Origin of the sequence: Pseudacidovorax sp., from assembly GCF_017991995.1 — a bacterium.
Lineage (GTDB): Bacteria > Pseudomonadota > Gammaproteobacteria > Burkholderiales > Burkholderiaceae_C > Xenophilus.
The window spans coordinates 174,682-190,428 of record NZ_JAGOPN010000010.1; the positions used below are offsets into that span (position 1 = coordinate 174,682).

Here is a 15,747-nt window from a genome sequence, read left to right on the forward strand (position 1 = left end):
GGGAATGTGTCCGGCCCGTCTGCCAAAGCCGAGTGCAGCCCGCGCCACTCGTCGCGCCTTGAAAACCGCTCGTCGGAAATGTTAATAAACGTCAACCGAAAGCGTTAACACCCGCCCGGCTCCACGTTAAGTTCGAGGAATATTGCATTTGTTTGCAATATGAAGAATCTTGACGTGACCTCCTCGCACTGCCCCCTCCCCTCCTCCGGCCGCCCACGGCGCCCCGCGTCTGCGGGCTTCACCCTCATCGAGGTGATGATCGTCGTGGCCATCGTCGGCATCCTGGCGGCGATCGCCCTGCCCGCCTACTCGGACTACGTCCGCCGCGGGCGCATCCCCGAGGCCACCTCGAACCTCGCCGCCTACCAGGGGCGCATGGAGCAATGGTTCCAGGACGCCAAGACCTACTCCGCGCCCGGTTCCGCCACGGTCTGCGGCGCCATGCAGGCGGCGGTCACGCTGAAGTACTTCGGCCTGAGCTGCACGCCGGGCGCGGCCAACACGAACGGCTCGACCACCACCTACACCCTCACCGCCACGGGCTCCGGCAGCATGGCTGGCTTCACCTACACCGTCGACCAGGACGGCAACAAGACGAGCACCATCACCGGCGTCTCCGGCTGGACGGCCGCCACGCCCAACAACTGCTGGGTCACCAACAAGGGCGGGATCTGCTGATGCAGCGGGGGCGTCGGCGGGGCACGGGGGGCATGAGCCTGATCGAGCTGATGGTGGGCGTGGCCCTGCTGGCCATCCTGCTGGCGCTCGCGGTGCCCGCCTTCGGCGACTGGATGCGCAACGCCCGGGTGCGCACCACGGCCGAGTCGCTGCGCGCCGGGCTGCAGCAGGCGCGCGCCGAGGCCATCCGCCGCAATGCCAACGTGCGCTTCCAGCTCGTGACCACCCTGGACAACGGCTGCGCGCTGAGCACCAGCGGGCCCTTCTGGGTGAGCAACGCCGGCGCCTCCGTGTCGCCGGCCTCGGGTTGCGCCGGCGCCATCAGCACGACCGTCTCGCCCTTCCTGATCCAGAAGAGTCCGGTGGTGAGCAATGCGACCAGCGACATCACCCTGACCGCCAGCGGCAGCGGCGTGATCGCCTTCGATCCGCTGGGCCGCATGACGGGCACCACCAACCCTACCGTCGCGACGCCGGCGCAGTTCACGGTCGACCTGGGCAGCAGCGGCGGCAGCTGCATCGCCCAGGGCGGCAACGTGCGCTGCCTGCGCATCGCCGTGAGCGTCAGCGGCGACGCGCGCCTGTGCGACCTGACCCGCACCACCACCAACGACCCCATGAAATGCTGACCCCGGTGCACACCCGCGCCCGCTGCGCTCGGCCGCAGCAGGGCGCCACCATCATCGAAGTGCTGGTCGCGCTGGCCATCTTCGCCATCGGCATGCTGGGCATCGCCGGCCTCTATGCCACGGCCGTGCGCCAAGCCTCGGGTGCCGAGTACCGCACCACCGCGGCCATGCTGGCCAACGACCTGATCGGCCGCATGTGGATGAGCGACCGCACCGCCGCCACGCTGCAGGGCAACTACGGCAGCAGCGGCAACGGCGCCGGCTATGCCAGCTGGCGCGCCGCGGTCACCAACTCGGGCCTGCCCGGGGCGGACAGCAGCACGCTGGCCCCCACCGTCACCTTCAGCACCGTGAGCGGTGGCGGCACGTCGCCCGTCAGTACCAGCCTGGCCACCATCACCATCTTCTGGAAGGGGCCCGGCGACGCCACCGCCCACCAGTACGTCGCCCTGGCGCAGATGAAGCCATGACCGCCACGCGTCCTACCGTCCCCGCCCCCAGCGCCGGGCGCCGCAGCCGCCAGCGCGGCTTCAGCCTGGTCGAGATCATGGTGGGCATCCTCATCGGCATGTTCGCCGTGCTGGTGATCCTGCAGTTGCTGTCCTCCGCCAGCACGCAGCAGCGGCTGGCCGGCAGCAGCGGCGACGCGCAGATCAACGGCGCCATCGCCTCGCACCTGCTCAGCCGCGAGCTGACGCAGGCCGGCCTGGGCCTGAGCGCCTACACGCTGCTGGGCTGCTCGCTGGGCTACACCACGACCGGCGATGGCGCGGCCGTGACGCTGGGCGCACTGGCGCCCGTGACGGTCAACCCCACCACCTCGCTGGTGCCGGCCGGCGATGCGAACACCGACACGCTGCTGGTCATCGGCGGCGCCTCCGGCAGCCCGTCCGAGGGCGACGCGACCCTGGCCGTGAGCACATCGACCAGCCTCACGGTCAGCACGCCGGCCAGCTTCGCCGTCGGTGACTGGGTGGTGGCGGCCGGCACCACGCGCGACAGCAGCTCGGCCTGCGCCCTGCGCCTGGGCCGGGTGACGGCGATCTCCGGCTCAGCCCTGACGCTGACCTCGGCCACCGCCAGCCTGCCGCTGAACAGCGGCGCCTACAACCTGGGCGCGCAGCCGAGCATCCATGCCTTTGCCGTGCGCAACGGCAACCTGACCATGTGCGACTACCTGGTCAACAACTGCGGCAGCAGCAGCAACGTGTCGAACAGCGCCGTGTGGGTGCCGGTCGCCAGCAATGTGGTAAGCCTGCGTGCGCAGTACGGGCGCGATACCAGCGGCCTGGCCGCGTCGACCATGGACGGCGTGGTCGACAGCTTCGACCAGACCACGCCGGCGAGCGGCGGCACCGTGCCGCTGTACTGCGGCTGGCTGCGCGTCATCGGGCTGCGCCTGGCGCTGGTGGCGCGCAGCCAGCAGTACGACAAGGCGCTCGTCACCACGGCAGCGCCGACCTGGTCGGGTTCCACGGCCAACACCAGCACCACCACCGCCCTCACCACCGTCACGCCCACCGCCGCCCCCATCGACCTGAGCGGCAACAGCGAATGGCAGCACTACCGCTACAAGACCATCGAGGTGAGCATCCCGCTGCGCAACATCATCTGGAACGGCAACCAGCAGAGCTACCAGGGGGGCAACGTCAAATGCTGAGCACGCGCCGCCAACGCCGCGGCCAGCGCGGCTTCATCATGGTGATCGCGCTGGTGGCCCTGGTCATCATGACGCTGGCGGCCCTGGGCCTGATGCGCACCGTCTCGACCTCGGCCACCATCGCGGGCAACCTGGCCTTCGAACAGGCGGCGGCGACGTCGGCCGACCGCGCCGTCGAGGCGGCCATCGCATGGCTGGAGAACAGCACCGGCAAGGCCAGCGTGTCGGGCCTGGGCACCTGCAGCACCGGCACCACCGTGCTCGCCTGCGACCAGAAGGCCGCCGGCTATGCGGCGGTGCGCACCGACCCGGCCAGCGGCCAGACCTGGACCACCGTCTGGAACACCCTCGTCGCGGCCGGCTACACCGCCGTCACGCTGAGCCCCGCGCAGGACAGTGCGGGCAACACCCCCGCCTACCTGATCCAGCGCATGTGCAGCACGGCCGGCGATGCCTCCAGCACCAACGGCTGCAGCGCGTCGCCGCTGGCGCTGGACACCTCCAGCAGCCGCAAGGCGGGCAGCCTGGCGCCTCCGACCAACGCCCAGGTGTACTACCGCATCACCGTGCGCGTGGCGGGGCCGCGCAACACCATCTCCTTCATCCAAGCCATGGTGGCGCTATGAATGCATCCCTTCGCCGTCACGTCGCGCGCGCCCGCAGCTGGCGGGTGCAACTGGGCCTGCTGGCGCTCGGCCTGGTGGCGCCGGCGCTCGGCGCGGTGACCGACCTGGCCACGGCCCCGCTGGAAACATCGAGCGCCACGCTGGTCAAGCCCAACATCCTGTACGTGCTCGACAACTCCGGGAGCATGGTGTGGGACTTCATGCCCGACTGGGCGGGCGACTATGCCGGCAACGATCCGCTGGTGCGCAACAGCCGCTTCAACGGCGTGTACTACGACCCAGCCATCACCTACTCGCCGCCGCTCTACTACGACGGCAGCAGCTATCCCAGCATGACGGCGGCCAACACGTCGAGCTGGACGCGGGTGCCCTACGACGGCTTCGGCGCCATGTCGACGAGCAACATCCCGAACACCGGCACCACCAACCTCTTCACCAACTCGAACTCGGGCAGCACACAGAACCTCACCAGCCAGGCCTACTACTACACCTTCGTGCCCGGCGAGTACTGCACCGCTGCCAACCTGCGCACCTGCAACACGCAGAACGCGCCCTCGACGACCTACCCCTTTCCGGCCTACCTGCGCTGGTGCACCTCGGCGTCGCTGACCAACTGCCAGGCCTCGCGCATCGACAGCAGCAGTGCGCCGGCCACCTACACCTTCGAGCGGCCTGCGGGCATGCCGGCCACGGCCACGATCTCCGTCTCGGGCTTCACGCTGTTCACCAACACCACCGTCAGCAGCATCAAGGTCAACGGCCTGGAGATCCTGTCGGGCACCACCTCGGGCAGCACCAGCACCTCGACCGTGGCCTCCCGCATCGCCAGCAACATCAACAACTGCACGGCCGCCGCGACCGGCAACTGCCAGACCGCCGGCTACAGCGCGAGCGCCAGCGGCAGCACGGTGACCGTCACGGCGCCGGACGGCAGCACGACGGCCACGCCGGTGGTCACGCGCGCCGGGGCCTTCTCGGTCACGCCCACCGCCTTCAGCGGCGGCACGCCCGGCAGCAACCTGCTGACGACGATCACGTCCAGCACGGCCAGCTACACCTACCCCGGCACCACGACCCGCGCCAGCACCCGCACCGACTGCACCACCAACACCACCACCTGCACTTACGCGGAGGAGATGACCAACTTCGCCAACTGGTGGGCGTACTACCGCACGCGGATGCAGGCCATGAAGAGCGCTACCAGCATCGCCTTCAACACCCTGACGGCCAACTACCGCCTGGGGTACATGAGCATCAACAACAGCAGCGGCACCACCAACTTCCTGAACGTGGCGGACAACAACGCGGGCAGCGGCGGGCAGAAGCAGCTGTGGTACAGCCGCCTGACCACCGCCCTGCCCGGCGGCGGCACGCCGCTGCGCTTCGCGCTGTCGCAGGCCGGGCAGTACTACGCGGCCAAGGTGAGCAGCATCAACGGCGTGACCACCACCGACCCGATGCAGTACGCCTGCCAGCGCAACTACACGCTGCTGTCCACCGACGGCTACTGGAACGCCTCGACCGCCACCGGCCAGTTGGGGGTGACCGTCACAGGCGGCGCCATCGGCGACCGGGACGGCGCCGAGTCGCGCCCCTTCCTCGACGGCAATGCCATCGCCGACACGCTGGCCGACGTGGCCGAGTACTACTACGTCACCGACCTGCGCGCCTCGGCCTTCGGCAACACCACCAACAGCGCCGGCACCGACGTCTCGAGCAATGCCTATTCCAACAAGTTGCAGAACATGGTTACGTCCACCATCGGGCTGGGGGCCTCGGGCTTCATGCTCTACGACCCGGACTACGCCAACGCCACCAGCGGCGATTACTTCGCCGTGGCCAACGGCACGCTCACGAGCAGCAGCACCCAGACCGCCGGCACCTGCATCTGGCAAAGCTCGGGCCGCTGCACCTGGCCCGCGCCGGTGGGCGACACGCAGACGGCCATCGACGACCTCTGGCACGCCGCCGTCAACGGCCGCGGCACCTACTACAGCGCCGCCAACGCCGCCGACATCAAGGCCGGACTGAGCAACTTCCTGAACACGGTGGACGCCACCACCGCCAGCTCGGCGGCCGTGGCGCAGAGCGCCCAGGTGCTGAGCACCAGCACCAGCAGCTACACCTACTCGGCGACCTTCTGCTCCGGCAAGTGGTTCGGCGACCTGGCCCGCTACCCCGTGGACGCCACGACGGGCGCAACCGGCACCACACCCGATTGGTCGCTGTCGGGCGCGGGCAGCGACTGCGCGAGCAACTCCGGCGCCCTCACCACGGCGCCGCTGCTGGACAACACGGCCTACACCGCCCGCACCATCTTCACCTACGACGCGGCCAACAGCGCGCGCGTGAGCTTCGACTGGAGTTCGCTCACGACCACCATGCAGGGCTACTTCCAGATCGCGTCCATCTCGTCGATGTCGCAGCTGTGCACCGCCGGCACCAGCTGCCTGCCGGCGGACCAGCGGGTGGACAGCACGCAGGCCGGCACGACCACCGGTGCCGGCGGCCTCAACCTCGTCAACTACCTGCGCGGCGACCGCAGCAACGAGGGCACGCCCCGCACCCGCTACTACCGCTCGCGCACGCATGTGCTGGGCGACATCGTCAATTCGGCGCCGGTGTACGTGCAGGCCCCGATCCGCAACTATGCCGACACGGGCTACGCGGCCTACAAGTCCGCCCAGGCCTCGCGCACCGGCATGGTCTACGTGGGCGCCAACGACGGCATGCTGCATGCCATCAACGCCAGCACCGGCGCCGAGGCCTGGGCCTACATCCCTTCCGTGCTGCTGCCCAACCTGTACAAGCTCGCCGACAAGAACTACGCCGCCAACCACAGCTATTTCGTCGACGGCCAGATCACGCAGGCAGATGTGTACGCCAGCGGCAGCTGGCGCACGATCCTGGTGGGCGGGCTGGGCGGCGGCGGCCGTGCCTACTGGGCACTGGACGTGACCAACCCGGCCTCGCCCACGGTGCTGTGGGAATTCGGCAGCAGCAGCGTGCTGCCGTCCAGCCGGCGAGATGACGACGTGGGCTTCACCTACGGTGCACCGGTGGTGACCAAGCTGTCGGACGGCACCTGGGTCGCCATCGTCAGCTCGGGCTACAACAACCTGTCGCCCGGCAGCGGCCAGGGCACGATCTGGGTGCTCAACGCCGTGACCGGCGCGCTCATCAAGAAGATCGGCAACGGCCTGGGCACCAGCGGCACCGGCACGGTCACCGGCTGCTCGGCAGCGCCCTGTCCCAGCGGCCTGTCGCAGATCAGCGCCTGGACGGACAGCACCGTCGACAACACCGCCACGCAGGTCTACGGCGGCGACCTCTACGGCAATCTCTGGCGCTTCGACCTGCGGAGCCTGACCGCCAGCGGCGGCACCGCGCCCGTGCAGCTTCTGGCCGTGCTGACCGATGCCGCCAACACCCGCCAACCCGTCACGACCACGCCCGAACTGGGCCTGGCGGCCGGGCAGCACGTGGTCTTCGTCGGCACCGGCGCCTACCTGGGCGTGACCGACGTCACCACCACGCAGGCGCAGACCATGTACGCCATCAAGGACCCGCTGACCACGAGCACCAGCGCCCTGTTCAACACGCCGCGCACCAACGCCTGCACCACGGGTTCCACCACCAACTGCTTCATGCCGATCACGCTGACCGACAACGCCGGCACGCGCACGGCCAGCAGCCTGGCGAACACGACGATGGACTTCCGCACGATGAACGGCTGGTATGCCGACCTGCCGCGCTCCGGCGAGCGGGTGGATGTGGATCCGATCCTGTACGCGGGCACGCTGGTCTACGTGTCGAACACGCCCAGCAATGCAGGCGCCTGCACCACGGGCGGCTCGAGCTTCATCAACTACGTGAACTTCGCCACCGGCCTGGCGGTGACGGGGACCACCAACGTGGGGGCGCTGCTGTCGAGCGCCGGCGTGTCGAGCGCGGCGACGCTCTCGATCACGCCGTCGGGCCGGATCGTGGCCACCACCAAGGACTCGACCGGCGCAGTGAAGATCACGACGGTGCCCACCTCCACCACCGCGGCCGGCACGCGCCGCATCTCCTGGCGGCGGCTGCAGGACGGCTCCTGAGAGGCGTGGACGCGGACAGGCGAGCCGGGCCGGTCCGTTGCACGACCGACGCCTGCGTGGCGCTCAGGCGTTCGGCAGGTCCAGCCCCCACCGCGCCAACGCCCGGTCGTCGCTCACCCGTGCATCGACCCAGCGGGCACCATCGGGCGTCGACTCCTTCTTCCAGAACGGCGCCTGGGTCTTGAGGTAGTCCATCAGGAACTCGCAGGCCTCGAAGCTCTGGCCCCGGTGGGCCGAGACCACCGCCACCATCATGATCTGGTCCGTCGGCTGCAGCGGGCCGACCCGGTGCACCACCCGTGCGCCGAGGATGTCGAAGCGCCGATGCGCCTCGTCGATCATGGCCTCGATGGACGATTCGGTCATGCCGGGATAGTGCTCCAGCTCCATGGCCGCCACGGCGGCACCGTCGCTGTGGTCGCGCACGGTGCCGACGAAGGCGCAGACGGCACCGACGCCGGCATTGCCCGCCCGCAGCAGGGCCACCTCGGTGGTCAGGTCGAAGTCCTCGGTCTGGATGCGAACACGCGATGGGGCAGTCATCCGCCCATTCTGCCGCGCCCGATGTCCCCGGCCGCTGTGGCTGGCCCCGGGCGGGCGCGGGCGGGCCCAGGGTCGCTACACTCGCGCCCCATGGCCACCCGCTTCCTGCACACGCTCTCCGCCCGGCATCGCGCCCAGGCGGTCGGCACGCAGCCGGCGGCTGCGGCCAAAGTTAAAAAAGTCCAGCTCATCTGACCGGAGCTGCGGCTGCCGTCGTCGGATGAGCGACACGGCAGCCTCCGGGCGGCAGCAGCCGCCCTTGCGTTTCCCCTGTTGCCTGCATCCGCCGACGGCCTCGTCCTCGGTCGAAGCCTGTTGTTCAAGGAAAACGCGTGTCCTCTTTCTCCCCCCGCCTCTCCACCGATCCGGCATCGGACGCCGTCGGCGCATCGCCCCATGTTTCGCCGAGCCGCGACTTCTCCGGCCTCTGGGTGCCGCTCGTCACGCCCTTCCGTGACGGGGCCGTGGACCATGCGGCCCTGGCAGCGCTGGCCCTGCGCCTGGCCGCCGAGCCGATCGCCGGCTTCGTGGTCTGCGGCTCCACCGGCGAAGCCGCGTCCCTGGGCGATGCGGAGCAGCAGGCCGTGCTGGCCACTGTTGCCGACGTGGCACCCGGCGTGCGTCGGGTGCTCGGCATCTCCGGCTACCACCTGGGCGACACCGCCCAGCGGCTGCGCGCACTCGTCGGTGCAGACCTGGCCGGCGTGCTGCTGCCCGCACCGCTGTACATCCGCCCTTCGCAGGCCGGCCTGCTCGACTGGTTCCAGCAACTGGCCGATGCCAGCCCGGTGCCGGTGCTCGTCTACGACATCCCATATCGCACGGGCAGCACGCTGGCCCGCGACACGCTGCTGGCCCTGGCCGCCCACCCGCGCATCGTCGGCATCAAGGACTGCGGCGGGGACTTCGGCAAGACCCGCGCCCTGATCGCCGACGGCCGGCTGCAGGTGCTGGCGGGCGAGGACGCCCAGATCTTCCCCACCGTCGCCGAAGGCGGCTGCGGCGCCATCGCAGCCTGCGCCCATGTGCAGACGGCACGGCTGGCCCGCGTCATCACGCTGCTGCGCCAGGGCCGGCTGCTGGAGGCCCGGGCGCTGTGGCAGCCGCTGCTGCCGCTGATCGAGGGGCTGTTCGAGGCACCCAACCCGGCGCCGATCAAGGCGTTGCTGAGCGGCCGTGCCGAGATGGCCGGTGAGTTGCGCGCACCGTTGACCAGCGCCGGTGGGGCGTTGACGGCGCGCCTGCTGGCGTTGGATGCGGCGCTGTCCAGCGGCGGCTGAGGTCGATCAGCGTCATCGGGACACGGCATCGCCGGGCCGACGACGCAGAGGACCGCGGCAGACGCCCAGGGGCCGTTCCCCGACCCTAGCCGCCTGTCACGGGCGGAAAGAAGGCGACCTCGGCGCCGTCGCGCAGCGCGGCGTCGTCCTTGGCCATCACCTGGTCCAGCGCCAGCCGCACGGCGCGGCCGCGGGCCAGCGCGGCGGCATGCGGCCCACCACGCGCGATCAGCTCGTCGCGCAGGGCGCCAAGCGTGTCGGCCTGGGTCGTGACGGCTTCTTCGCCGGTGCCCAGAGCCTCACGGATCGAGGCGAAATAGCGGACGTGGATCGTCTTCGTCATGCCAGCCACGCGCCGAAGGGAATGAAGCGCACCGTGTCGCCGGCCGCGATGGCCTGGCCACCCGGGTTGTCGATCACACCATCGCCCCACACGGTCGAGGTCAGCACACCCGAGCTCTGGTTGGCGAAGAGTTCGAGGCGGCCGTCTGCACCGATGCGCGCGCGCAGAAACTCGCGCCGCCGGTCGGGCCGCGGCCAGTCGAAGCCCGCCGTCATCTGCACCGCGGCCGGCACGGCCTGGGTGGCGCCCAGCAGCGCCATCAGGAAGGGCCGCACCAGCAGCAGGAAGGTCATGAAGCTGGAGACCGGATTGCCCGGCAGTCCGCAGACATGGCATCGCTCGATGCCGCCCTCTTCGAGCGCCGGCCGCGCGATGGTGCCGTACGCGAACGGCTTGCCCGGCTTGACGGCCAGCGCCCAGTGCTCCAGCGTGCCGAGCGACTGCACGGCGGCCTTCACATGGTCTTCCTCCCCCACCGACACGCCGCCGGTGGTGATGATCAGGTCGTTCTGCGAGGCCGCAGCGCGCAGGCCGTCGATGGTGGCCTCCAGCCGGTCGGGCACCAGCCCGAGGTCCTGCACCTCACACCCCATGCGCAGCAACAGCGCGCGCAGGAAGAAGCGGTTGGAGTTGTAGATGGCGCCGGGCGGCATGGCCTCGGGCGCGATGGTGCCGGGCATGACCAGCTCATCGCCGGTGGAAAGCATCGCCACGCGCGGCCGGCGGCGCACCGGCAGGCTGGCGAAACCGATGCTGGCGGCCAGGCCCAGGGCCTGCGGCGTGAGGCGCTGGCCGGCGGCGAGCACCACGCTGCCGCGCTCGACATCCTCGCCGGCGCGGCGGATCCATTGCCCGGCCTGCGGCACGGTCGTCACGCGCACCCGGCCCAGGCTGCCGTCGTCGGTCAGGGCCTCGGTGTCTTCCTGCATGACCACGGCATCGGCACCGGGCGGGATGGGCGCGCCGGTGAAGATGCGCGCCGCCGCGCCGGCCGCCAGCGGCTCGCCGGTGCTGCCGGCCGGGATGCGCTGCGCCACGCGCAGCACCGTGCCCGGCGCGGCGCAGTCGGCGGTGCGCACGGCATAGCCGTCCATGGCGCTGTTGTCCGCCGGCGGCACGGTGAGCGCCGCGACCAGGTCACGCGCCAGCACGCGGCCATCGGCGTCGAAGGTGTTGCAGTCCTCGATGCCCGCCAGCGGCTGCGCCTGGGCCATCAGCCGGGCCAGGGCGTCGTCCAGGGGCATCAGCGGGCGGCGCGCAGCGGGCGCCGGGGCAGCGGTTGCGTCAGACATGGTGCTCGGGGTGGTAGACGAAGCGTTCGCCGCTCTGCAGCAGCCACTGCGCCACACCCGCGGCATCGTCCAGGTCGAAGACTGGCAGGCCGGTGGGCTGGGACAGGTTCTCGGTCGTGTCGGTGGCGATGGCGCAGACGGAATCGTCCAGCGGATAGAGCGCCGGGCGCGGTTCCTGGCCCGGCTCGATGCGGCGCATGACCTCGACCTTGTGCAGGTCGCAGTGCTTGAAGCCTTCGACCAGCACCCAGTCCACGCCGTCCCACAGTTCGGCCAGCAGGTGGTGCACGTCGGGCTCCGTCGGCTGCTCGAATTCGCGCATCAGCGCCATGCGCCGGTCGGAGGCGACCACCACCTCGAAGGCGCCCGCCTGGCGATGGCGCCAGCTGTCCTTGCCGGGATGGTCGATGTCGAACTTGTGGTGGGCATGCTTGATGACCGAGACGCGCCGGCCCTGCCCGCGCAGCTCGGCGATCACCCGCTCGACCAGGGTGGTCTTGCCCGCCCCGGAGTAGCCGGCAAAGACCACGACCTTCATGCGGCGCAGTGCTCGGCGATGTAGCGCTTGACCCGCTCGGCATCGGCCGGCAGCCGCACCACGCGCTTGGGCAGCGATTCGATGCCCTCGAACCTGGCCGGCCGGTCAGGCTCGCGGCCCAGGGCCTCGACGATGGTGGCGGCGAACTTGATGGGCAGTGCCGTCTCGAGCACGACCATCGGCACGCCGGGCTCGATGTGCTCGCGCGCCACCTTCAGGCCGTCGGCCGTGTGGGTGTCGATGAGCACGGCGAAGCGCTCGTCGGTGTCGCGGATGGTGGCCAGGCGGTCGGCATGCGTGCTGCGGCCCGAGCGGAAGCCGAAGCGGCCCGCCGCATCGGCGAAGACCGGGTCGGCGCTCAGGTCGAAGCGGCCTTCGCGCGCCAGCGCGTCCTGGAACAGCGCCTTGGTGCGCGCACCGTCGCGGCCCAGCAGGTCGAAGACGAAGCGCTCGAAGTTGCTGGCCTTGCTGATGTCCATGGACGGGCTGGAGGTCTCGTGCGTGTCGGCCGCGCCGCGCACGCGGTAGACGCCGGTGCGGAAGAACTCGTCGAGCACGTCGTTCTCGTTGGTCGCCACGACCAGCTTGCGGATCGGCAGGCCCATCATGCGTGCCACGTGGCCGGCGCAGACGTTGCCGAAGTTGCCGGAAGGCACGGTGAAGCTCACCTCGCCGCCCTGCGGTCCCGTGGCCTCGATCCAGCCTTTGAAGTAGTAGACGACCTGGGCCAGCAGCCGCGCCCAGTTGATCGAGTTGACAGTGCCGATGCGGTATTGGCGCTTGAAGACCAGGTCGTTGCTCACCGCCTTGACGATGTCCTGGCAATCGTCGAACACGCCGGTGATGGCGATGTTGTGGATGTTGGCGTCCTGCAGGCTGAACATCTGCGCCTGCTGGAAGGGGCTCATGCGGCCGTCGGGCGAGGTCATGAAGACGCACACGCCCTTCTTGCCTTTCATGGCGTACTCGGCCGCGCTGCCGGTGTCGCCGCTGGTCGCGCCCAGGATGTTCAGCTGCTCGCCGCGGCGGCACAGTTCGTACTCGAACAGATTGCCCAGCAGTTGCATCGCCATGTCCTTGAAGGCGAGCGTGGGGCCGTTGGACAGCCCTTCAAGGTAGACGCCGTCTTCCAGTTCGCGCAGCGGCGTGATGTCGGCCGTGCCGAAGACCTCTTCGGTATACGTCTTCGCGCACAGGGTGCGCAGGTCGTCGGCCGGGATGTCGTCGATGTAGAGCGACAGGATCTCGAAGGCCAGTTCGTGGTAGGCCAGCGTGCGCCAGCGCGCCAGCATGGTGGCATCGACCTGCGGATAGCGCTCGGGCAGGTACAGGCCGCCGTCGGGGGCCAGGCCTTCGAGCAGGATCTCGCAGAACTTGCGGGGCGTCGGGTCCCCGCGGGTGGAGAGGTAGTTCATCGCGGCGTCTTCAGCGCAGTTCTTCCTTGCGCAGACGCACCACCGGCGCGAGCACCGTGGGCAGCGCCTGCAGTTCGGCGATCACGCTGTCCACCGCGCCTTCGCGCGCGTCGTGCGTGAGGATGATCAGGTCAGTGTCGGTGGAACCTTCGCCGCCCACGTCCTCGGCCTCGCGCTGCAGCACGGCGTCGATGCTGATGCCGGCCGTGGCCAGCAGGCCCGTCACCTTGGCGAGCACGCCGGCCTGGTCGGCGACGCGCAGGCGCAGGTAGTAGCTGCTGGTGACCTCGCTCATGGGCAGCACGGGCAGGTCGCTCATCGACTGCGGATGGAAGGCGAGGTACGGCACGCGGTGCTGCACGTCGGCCGAATGCAGGCGGGTGATGTCCACCAGGTCGGCGATCACGGCGCTGGCCGTGGGCTCGCTGCCCGCGCCCTTGCCGTAGTACAGCGTGGTGCCGACGGCGTCGCCGTGCACGACCACGGCGTTCATCGCGCCCTCCACATTGGCCAGCAGGCGCTTGGTCGGCACCAGCGTGGGGTGCACGCGCAGCTCGATGCCCTTGGCCGTGCGGCGCGTCACGCCCAGCAGCTTGATGCGGTAGCCCAGTTGCTCGGCGTACTTGATGTCCTGCGCGGCCAGCTGCGTGATGCCTTCGACATAGGCCTTGTCGAACTGCACAGGCACGCCGAAGGCGATCGCACTCATCAGCGTGAGCTTGTGGGCGGCGTCCACGCCTTCGATGTCGAAGGTGGGGTCGGCCTCGGCATAACCCAGGCGCTGCGCTTCTTTCAGCACGGTGCCGAAGTCCAGGCCCTTGTCCCGCATCTCCGACAGGATGAAGTTGGTGGTGCCGTTGATGATGCCGGCGATCCACTCGATGCGGTTGGCCGTCAGGCCCTCGCGCAGCGCCTTGATGATCGGGATGCCGCCGGCCACTGCGGCCTCGAAGGCCACCATCACGCCGCGCTGGTGGGCAGCCGCGAAGATCTCGGTGCCATGCACGGCCAGCAGGGCCTTGTTGGCGGTGACCACGTGCTTGCCGGCCGCGATGGCCTCGAGCACCAGCGCCTTGGCGATGCCGTAGCCGCCGATCAGCTCGATCACGATGTCGATCTCGGGATTGGCGATCACCTCGCGGGCGTCGCCCACCACCTTCACGCCCTCGCCCACCACGCGTCGGGCACGCTCGGTGTCGAGGTCGGCCACCATGGCGATCTCGATGCCGCGGCCGGCGCGGCGGCGGATCTCTTCCTGGTTGCGGCGCAGCACTTCGAAGGTGCCGCTGCCCACGGTGCCGATGCCGAGCAGGCCGACCTGGATGGGTTTCATGGATTCAGTCGTCATAGCGGATCACTCGTCAGTCAATCGGGATGCTCGGGAATCAGGCGTGGCGCTGGCGGTAGCGCGCAAGGAAGCGTTCGATGCGGGCGATGGCCTCTCGCAGGTCGTCCTCGTGCGGCAGGAAGACGATGCGGAAGTGCTGCTGGTCGGGGAAGTTGAAGCCGGTGCCCTGCACCAGCATCACGCGGGTTTCCTTGAGCAGTTCGAGGAAGAACTGCCGGTCGTCCGCGATGGGATAGACCTTGGGGTCGAGCCGCGGGAACATGTACAGCGCCGCCTGCGGCTTGACGCAGCTCACGCCGGGAATCGAGGTGATCAGGTCGTACGCCAAGTCGCGCTGGCGGCGCAGCCGTCCACCGGGGCCGACCAGCTCGTTGATGCTTTGATAGCCGCCCAGCGCCGTCTGGATGGCCCACTGGCCCGGCACGTTGGAGCACAGCTTCATGTTGGCCAGCATGTTCAGGCCTTCGATGTAGTCGCTGGCGGCGCGCTTGTCGCCGGACACCACCATCCAGCCCGCGCGGTAACCGCAGGAGCGGTAGCTCTTGGACAGCGAGTTGAAGGTCAGCGTCAGCACGTCGGTGGACAGGCTGCCCAGCGCCGTGTGCTTGACGCCGTCGTACAGCACCTTGTCGTAGACCTCGTCGGCCAGCAGCACCAGCTCGTGCTCGCGGGCGATCTCGACCAGCCCCTTGAGCAGTTCGTCGCTGTAGACCACGCCCGTGGGGTTGTTGGGGTTGATCACCACGATGCCCTTGGTACGCGGCGTGATCTTGGCGCGGATGTCGTCCAGGTCGGGCATCCACTGGTTGGCCTCGTCGCACAGGTAGTGCACCGGCTTGCCGCCCGACAGGCTGGTGACAGCGGTCCACAGCGGATAGTCGGGCGCGGGCAGCAGCAATTCGTCGCCGTCATCCAGCAGCGCATTGGTGGCCATGGCGATCAGTTCGCTGGCGCCGTTGCCCAGGTAGATGTCCTCGAGCGTGACGCCCGCGATGCCCTGCTGCTGGGTGTAGTGCATCACCGCCTTGCGCGCGGCGAAGATGCCCTTGCTGTCGGAGTAGCCCGCCGACGCCGGCAGGTGGCGGATCATGTCCTGCTGCACCTCTTCGGGCGCATCGAAGCCGAAGGGCGCAAGGTTGCCGATGTTCAGCTTGATGATCTTCTGGCCCTCTTCCTCCATCTGCTTGGCCGCGTCCATGATGGGACCGCGGATGTCGTACAGCACATGGGCCAGCTTGGCCGATTTCTTGATCGCTTTCAAAGTCCCTCCGAGGGGCCCGCCAAAAGGGGAAACC

At 69.5% G+C, this 15,747-nt stretch carries 14 protein-coding genes; 7 read left to right on the forward strand and 7 right to left on the reverse strand.

The genetic code is table 11. The features are described 5' to 3' along the window. Nucleotides 1-174 precede the first annotated feature (174 nt). The 6 genes from KBC94_RS15385 to KBC94_RS15410 are packed head-to-tail and all read left to right on the forward strand — an operon-like array spanning nucleotide 175 to nucleotide 7,693. Entirely contained in the window at nucleotides 175-678 is a 504-nt protein-coding gene (locus KBC94_RS15385; protein WP_294371703.1) for a type IV pilin protein, read from the forward strand. After that, complete coding sequence (locus KBC94_RS15390) at nucleotides 678-1,307, forward strand: GspH/FimT family pseudopilin (protein WP_294371705.1); 630 nt, start codon at nucleotides 678-680, stop codon at nucleotides 1,305-1,307. The genes KBC94_RS15385 and KBC94_RS15390 overlap by 1 nt, the downstream gene beginning before the upstream one ends. Beyond that, nucleotides 1,301-1,777 carry a type IV pilus modification protein PilV gene (gene pilV, locus KBC94_RS15395; RefSeq protein WP_294371707.1) on the forward strand — a complete coding sequence of 159 codons (477 nt, stop codon included), beginning with the start codon at nucleotides 1,301-1,303 and terminating at the stop codon, nucleotides 1,775-1,777. Before KBC94_RS15390 ends, pilV begins: the two co-directional genes overlap by 7 nt. Beyond that, complete coding sequence (locus KBC94_RS15400; RefSeq protein WP_294371709.1) at nucleotides 1,774-2,967, forward strand: PilW family protein; 1,194 nt, start codon at nucleotides 1,774-1,776, stop codon at nucleotides 2,965-2,967. Before pilV ends, KBC94_RS15400 begins: the two co-directional genes overlap by 4 nt. Then, nucleotides 2,961-3,593 carry a hypothetical protein gene (locus KBC94_RS15405; protein WP_294371711.1) on the forward strand — a complete coding sequence of 211 codons (633 nt, stop codon included), beginning with the start codon at nucleotides 2,961-2,963 and terminating at the stop codon, nucleotides 3,591-3,593. Before KBC94_RS15400 ends, KBC94_RS15405 begins: the two co-directional genes overlap by 7 nt. Continuing rightward, nucleotides 3,590-7,693 carry a PilC/PilY family type IV pilus protein gene (locus KBC94_RS15410; protein ID WP_294371713.1) on the forward strand — a complete coding sequence of 1,368 codons (4,104 nt, stop codon included), beginning with the start codon at nucleotides 3,590-3,592 and terminating at the stop codon, nucleotides 7,691-7,693. Before KBC94_RS15405 ends, KBC94_RS15410 begins: the two co-directional genes overlap by 4 nt. Before the next feature lie 63 nt (nucleotides 7,694-7,756). On the opposite strand, the gene KBC94_RS15415 is transcribed toward KBC94_RS15410, so the two are convergent. After that, a complete protein-coding gene (locus KBC94_RS15415) occupies nucleotides 7,757-8,236 on the reverse strand; it encodes a molybdenum cofactor biosynthesis protein MoaE (RefSeq protein WP_294371715.1) in 480 nt (159 codons plus the stop codon). Between the two features lie 332 nt (nucleotides 8,237-8,568). Here KBC94_RS15415 and KBC94_RS15420 point away from each other — a divergent pair, with 332 nt between their 5' ends. Beyond that, nucleotides 8,569-9,516 (forward strand): dihydrodipicolinate synthase family protein, encoded by a 948-nt coding sequence (locus tag KBC94_RS15420; protein ID WP_294371717.1) that lies wholly within the window; start codon nucleotides 8,569-8,571, stop codon nucleotides 9,514-9,516. A gap of 85 nt (nucleotides 9,517-9,601) precedes the next feature. On the opposite strand, the gene moaD is transcribed toward KBC94_RS15420, so the two are convergent. Genes moaD through KBC94_RS15450 form a run of 6 tightly spaced genes read right to left on the reverse strand, consistent with a single transcriptional unit; the run spans nucleotide 9,602 to nucleotide 15,713 of the window. Continuing rightward, nucleotides 9,602-9,859, reverse strand: a complete 258-nt coding sequence (gene moaD / locus KBC94_RS15425) for a molybdopterin converting factor subunit 1 (RefSeq protein WP_294371720.1) — start codon at nucleotides 9,857-9,859, stop codon at nucleotides 9,602-9,604. Further along, on the reverse strand, nucleotides 9,856-11,151 hold the full coding sequence (gene glp, locus KBC94_RS15430; protein WP_294371723.1) for a gephyrin-like molybdotransferase Glp: 1,296 nt from the start codon (nucleotides 11,149-11,151) through the stop codon (nucleotides 9,856-9,858). The genes moaD and glp overlap by 4 nt, the downstream gene beginning before the upstream one ends. Beyond that, the gene (mobB, locus tag KBC94_RS15435) at nucleotides 11,144-11,689 is read right to left on the reverse strand and encodes a molybdopterin-guanine dinucleotide biosynthesis protein B (protein WP_294371726.1); all 546 of its coding nucleotides are present in this window, start codon (nucleotides 11,687-11,689) and stop codon (nucleotides 11,144-11,146) included. The genes glp and mobB overlap by 8 nt, the downstream gene beginning before the upstream one ends. Continuing rightward, the gene (gene thrC, locus KBC94_RS15440; protein WP_294371727.1) at nucleotides 11,686-13,104 is read right to left on the reverse strand and encodes a threonine synthase; all 1,419 of its coding nucleotides are present in this window, start codon (nucleotides 13,102-13,104) and stop codon (nucleotides 11,686-11,688) included. Before thrC ends, mobB begins: the two co-directional genes overlap by 4 nt. Nucleotides 13,105-13,114: 10 nt before the next feature. Next, complete coding sequence (locus KBC94_RS15445; protein ID WP_294371840.1) at nucleotides 13,115-14,437, reverse strand: homoserine dehydrogenase; 1,323 nt, start codon at nucleotides 14,435-14,437, stop codon at nucleotides 13,115-13,117. A 52-nt stretch (nucleotides 14,438-14,489) separates the two neighbouring features. Next, a complete protein-coding gene (locus KBC94_RS15450; protein WP_294371730.1) occupies nucleotides 14,490-15,713 on the reverse strand; it encodes a pyridoxal phosphate-dependent aminotransferase in 1,224 nt (407 codons plus the stop codon). Nucleotides 15,714-15,747 lie beyond the last annotated feature (34 nt).